Consider the following 4,340-nt stretch of genomic DNA (forward strand, 5'->3'; position numbering starts at 1 on the left):
CCAGACGAACACGGTCAAGGCCAGCGGGGCCACGAACTTGCGGCTCTGGGCGTTGTGCACGATGCCCTTGGCCTGCGCGTCGACCATCTCGACCAGGATTTCGACCGCGGCCTGGAACCGGCCCGGCACGCCGGCGGTCGCCTTGCGGGCGGCCTTCCACAGCAGCAGGCAAGTGACGATGCCCAGCGAAATCGACCAGAACAGCGAGTCCCAGTTGAAGACGGAGAAATCGACGACGTTCTTCGCAGGGTGGTTCTGCAGGAACGTCAGGTGGTGGACGATGTACTCGCCTGCGGTGGGTCCGGATGCAGCAGCCATGTTGTGAGTAGATTCAGCTTCGATTCGTCTTGGGCCGCGGCGCGAACGCCAGGGCCACCCAGTACACCTTCATCGCCAGGACCAGCCCGACCAGCAATGCCGGCCAGACCAGTCCCGCCACCATCCGCGGCGCCATCGCCAGCATGGCGAGGGTCAAGGCAATCTTGACCACCTCCCACACCAGGAACCCGATCGCCGCGGTGCCCGCATTCAGCGAAGCAACCTTGCCGGTCAGTCCCCGTGCGAACACCGCCGCGGGGATCACCACAGCCAATGCACCGTACGCAACGGACCAACCCACGTTTTGCCTTCCGGTCAGGGCCCAGGCCAGCAATGCCGCCACCAGCCCCACCCCCACCTGCCCCGCGACGACCCACCAGGGAGACAACGAAGGGTTCCGCTCCCGCACACTGCGCGCCTCTTCGGCGCTCAGCGGCTGGACAGGGGAGGCTTCTTCCAGGTCCTCAGGCAACGGGGCGATGTTTTTGTAAGGCATGTGCCGCGCGTCGAGGCCGGGAAATTCGGAAAGCCGCTCATTATAAGTAGAAACCCAGCCCGGTCCGCCCGCCGCCTGACAAGAAGACGTCAAGCGCCGCCGACACTCTTGCATTTGCACACCACAATCGACGCTCCAACAAGGACTTCCATGCGCAACCTCTTTCTCTTCCTGCACCTTGCCGGCGCCATCTTCTGGATGGGCGGCATGGCCTTCATGGTGCTGGCGCTGCGGCCCGCCGCCCACGCCAAGCTGCAGCCGCCGGTGCGGCTGCAGCTGATGGTCGACGTGCTGCGGCGCTTCTTCCTGGTGGTGGGCATCAGCATCGCGCTGCTGCTGGCCACCGGCGTGTGGCTGATGCTGCAGGTGCCGGGCGGCCGCGCGCCGATCGGCTGGCACATCATGGCGGGGCTGGGCATCGTGATGATGCTGGTGTTCGCGCACATCTTTTTCGCGCCGTGGCGCCGGCTGCGCGCGGCGGTGGCGGCGCAGGACTGGCCCGAAGGCGGCAAGCGCATGAACCAGATCGCGCTGCTGGTGAAGATCAACCTGACCTTGGGCTGGCTGGCGATCGGCGCGGTTGTTCTGCTGGGCTGAGGGCCGCGAAAAAGTGACAATGCGGTCATGACCGAACCCATCCCTGCCCTGCCCTGCTGGCTCAATGGCGAGCTGAGCAACGTGCGCGAAGCCAAGGTGAGCGTGCTCGACCGCGGCTTCATCTTTGGCGACGGCGTCTACGAAGTGGTGCCCGCCTATGCCGGCCGGCCGTTCCGCTTCGAGGAGCACATGGCACGGCTGGACCGCAGCCTGGGCGAGCTGCGCATCGCCAACCCGATGGACCGCGCCGGCTGGCGCGCGGTGGTCGAGCAGCTGATTTCGGCCTATGCCCAATACGCCGGCAAGCCGCCCGAAGAGACCAACCAGCTGGTCTACCTGCAAGTCACGCGCGGCGTGGCAATGCGCGACCACGTGATGCCGCCGGATCTGCAGCCCACGGTGTTTGCCATGGTCAACCGCCTGTCCATCTACAGCGCCGAGGAACGCGCCAGGGGCGTGGCTTGCGTGACGGCCGACGACTTCCGCTGGAAGAAGGCGCACATCAAGACCACCAGCCTGGCCGCTGCCGTGCTGGCGCGGCAGATGAGCGCCGACGAGGACGCCAACGAGACGGTGATGTTCCGCGACGGCTTCATGAGCGAAGGCGCGGCCTCCAACGTCTGGGTGGTCAAGGACGGGGTGGTGCTCGGCCCGCCCCGCGACAACCTGGTGCTGGAAGGCATCCGCTACGGCTTGATCGAGCAGCTGTGCCAGCAGGCGGGCATTCCCTTCGCGCTGCGCCGGGTGACGCGCGGGGAAGTGCTGGCGGCCGATGAAATCATCCTGTCGTCGGCCACCAAGGAGGTGCTGCCCTGCACCCGGCTGGACGGCAGGCCGGTTGGAAACGGCATGCCCGGCCCCATTTACGACAAGCTGTTCCAGGGCTATCAGCAAGCCAAACGACGCTCCTCCTGAATGACCGCCTCCATCCATCCGCCGCCGCCGTCCGCCGATCCGCGCAAGGAATCGCTGATCGAGTACCCCTCGCAGTTCCCGATCAAGGTGATGGGCGCGAAGGTGGAGGGGTTCGTGCATGCCATCACGCAGATCGCGCGCGAGTTCGACCCGGGCTTCGACGCGGCGACGGTGGAGCTGCGCGACAGCTCCGCCGGCAACTACCTGGGTGTGACCATCACGGTGACCGCCACCAGCCGCCAGCAGCTCGACGACCTGTACCGGGCGCTGACCGCGCACCCGCTGGTCAAGGTCGTCCTCTAGATGCAGCTCAAGGTGCTGGGGCGGGTGGACTACCTGTCTACGTACCAGGCCATGCAGGCCTTCACGCAGGCGCGTACGGCGGCCACCCCCGACGAGCTCTGGCTGTGCGAACACCCGCCCGTCTACACGCAAGGGCTGGCTGGCAAGCCCGAGCACGTGCTGGATGCCGGCGACATTCCAGTCATCTGCGCCAACCGCGGCGGCCAGGTCACCTACCACGGACCCGGCCAGGTGGTGGCCTATCCGCTGGTCGACTTGCAGCGCGCCGGCTACTTCGTCAAGGAATACGTGTACCGGGTGGAGGAGGCGGTGCTGCGAACGCTGTTCGGGTACGGTGTGACCGGGCACAGAGTGCGCGGGGCGCCGGGGATTTATGTGCGGCTGCAAGACCCTGCGGCGCATGCGCGCATCGGGGCGGCCCCAGATTCAGACCCTTTCGCCGGCCTCGGCAAGATCGCCGCCCTGGGCATCAAGGTCTCCCGCCACAGCACCTACCACGGGGTCGCGCTGAACGTCGCGATGGAGCTGGAACCCTTCTCGCGGATCAACCCTTGCGGCTATCCCGGGCTGGCGACCGTCGATCTTTCTACAATCGGGGTTTCCACCACGTGGAACGATGCGGCGATGCGGCTGGGCGAGAGGCTCCAGGCACTGCTGGCACCCTGAAGGAAATCCATGAGCTCCAACCCCGTCGTGCGCGAGGCGCAGACCGTCGCGACCTACCAGGCCAGCGCCAAGCACAAGGCGGCGTCCAAGCTGTCGCGCATCCCGGTCAAGGTGGAGCAAGGCGAGATCCTCAAGAAGCCCGACTGGATCCGCGTCAAGGCCGGCAGTGCGTCCTCGCGGTTCTACGAGATCAAGCAGATCCTGCGCGAGCACAACTTGCACACGGTGTGCGAGGAAGCCAGCTGCCCCAACATTGGCGAATGCTTTGGCAAGGGCACGGCGACCTTCATGATCATGGGCGACAAGTGCACCCGCCGCTGCCCGTTCTGCGACGTCGGCCACGGCCGGCCGGATCCGCTGGACGTGGACGAGCCGGAGAACCTGGCCAAGACCATCGCCGCGCTGAAGCTGAAATACGTGGTGATCACCAGCGTGGACCGCGACGACCTGCGCGACGGCGGCGCCGGCCACTTCGTCGACTGCATCCGCAAGACGCGCGAGCTGTCGCCGCAGACCACCATCGAGGTGCTGGTGCCGGACTTCCGCGGCCGCGACGACCGCGCGCTGGAGATCCTCAAGGCGGCGCCGCCAGACGTGATGAACCACAACCTGGAGACGATCCCGCGCCTGTACAAGGAAACGCGGCCCGGCTCCGACTACCAGTTCAGCCTGAACCTGCTCAGGAAGTTCAAGGCGCTGTACCCGCTGTCGGTGACCAAGTCCGGCATCATGGTGGGCCTGGGCGAAACCGACGAAGAAATCCGGCAGGTGATGCGCGACCTGCGCGAGCACAAGTCGAGATGCTGACCATCGGCCAGTACCTGGCGCCGAGCAACGCGCACCTGCCGGTCAAGCGCTACGTGCACCCCGACACCTTCAAGATGTTCGAGGCACAGGCGGCCGGGATGGGCTTCACGCACGCAGCGGTGGGCGCCATGGTGCGTTCCAGCTACCACGCCGATCAGCAGGCGCACGCCGCGGGCGTGGCCGGCGCGGCTGCCTGAGCCTTGCCCGGCGCGCCCACCCTCTGCGCACTGGGCGCCAT

At 66.7% G+C, this 4,340-nt stretch carries 6 protein-coding genes and 1 pseudogene; 5 read left to right on the top strand and 2 right to left on the bottom strand.

Features of this window, described 5'->3' with window-relative positions; translation table 11 throughout:
* Positions 1-318: F0F1 ATP synthase subunit A (locus JWP65_RS04590; protein ID WP_299760786.1), on the bottom strand; the 318-nt coding region annotated here is incomplete at its 3' end.
* A gap of 13 nt (positions 319-331) precedes the next feature.
* A complete protein-coding gene (locus JWP65_RS04595; protein ID WP_299760788.1) occupies positions 332-814 on the bottom strand; it encodes an ATP synthase subunit I in 483 nt (160 codons plus the stop codon).
* A gap of 150 nt (positions 815-964) precedes the next feature.
* Between JWP65_RS04595 and JWP65_RS04600 the strand changes: the two genes are divergently transcribed.
* The 5 genes and pseudogenes from JWP65_RS04600 (at position 965) to lipA (ending at position 4,299) form a co-directional block, all read left to right on the top strand.
* Entirely contained in the window at positions 965-1,411 is a 447-nt protein-coding gene (locus tag JWP65_RS04600) for a CopD family protein (protein ID WP_299760790.1), read from the top strand.
* Between the two features lie 27 nt (positions 1,412-1,438).
* Positions 1,439-2,326, top strand: coding sequence for a D-amino acid aminotransferase (locus JWP65_RS04605; protein WP_299760792.1), 888 nt, complete (start codon positions 1,439-1,441; stop codon positions 2,324-2,326).
* Positions 2,327-2,629 (top strand): DUF493 family protein, encoded by a 303-nt coding sequence (locus JWP65_RS04610; RefSeq protein ID WP_299760794.1) that lies wholly within the window; start codon positions 2,327-2,329, stop codon positions 2,627-2,629. It abuts the gene before it with no gap.
* Entirely contained in the window at positions 2,630-3,295 is a 666-nt protein-coding gene (gene lipB / locus JWP65_RS04615) for a lipoyl(octanoyl) transferase LipB (protein ID WP_299760796.1), read from the top strand.
* 9 nt (positions 3,296-3,304) lie between these two features.
* Positions 3,305-4,299: pseudogene (gene lipA, locus JWP65_RS04620) on the top strand (lipoyl synthase).
* Positions 4,300-4,340 lie beyond the last annotated feature (41 nt).

The sequence above is a fragment of the Ramlibacter sp. genome (assembly GCF_028292805.1).
GTDB lineage: Bacteria > Pseudomonadota > Gammaproteobacteria > Burkholderiales > Burkholderiaceae_C > Ramlibacter.

Excerpts from the sequence above, each read along its gene's own strand:
- JWP65_RS04605 (WP_299760792.1), top strand. The coding sequence starts at position 1,439 with ATGACCGAACCCATCCCTGCCCTGCCCTGCTGGCTCAATGGCGAGCTG.
- JWP65_RS04600 (WP_299760790.1), top strand. The coding sequence starts at position 965 with ATGCGCAACCTCTTTCTCTTCCTGCACCTTGCCGGCGCCATCTTCTGG.
- JWP65_RS04610 (WP_299760794.1), top strand. The coding sequence starts at position 2,327 with ATGACCGCCTCCATCCATCCGCCGCCGCCGTCCGCCGATCCGCGCAAG.
- lipB (WP_299760796.1), top strand. The coding sequence starts at position 2,630 with ATGCAGCTCAAGGTGCTGGGGCGGGTGGACTACCTGTCTACGTACCAG.
- JWP65_RS04595 (WP_299760788.1), bottom strand. The coding sequence starts at position 814 with ATGCCTTACAAAAACATCGCCCCGTTGCCTGAGGACCTGGAAGAAGCC.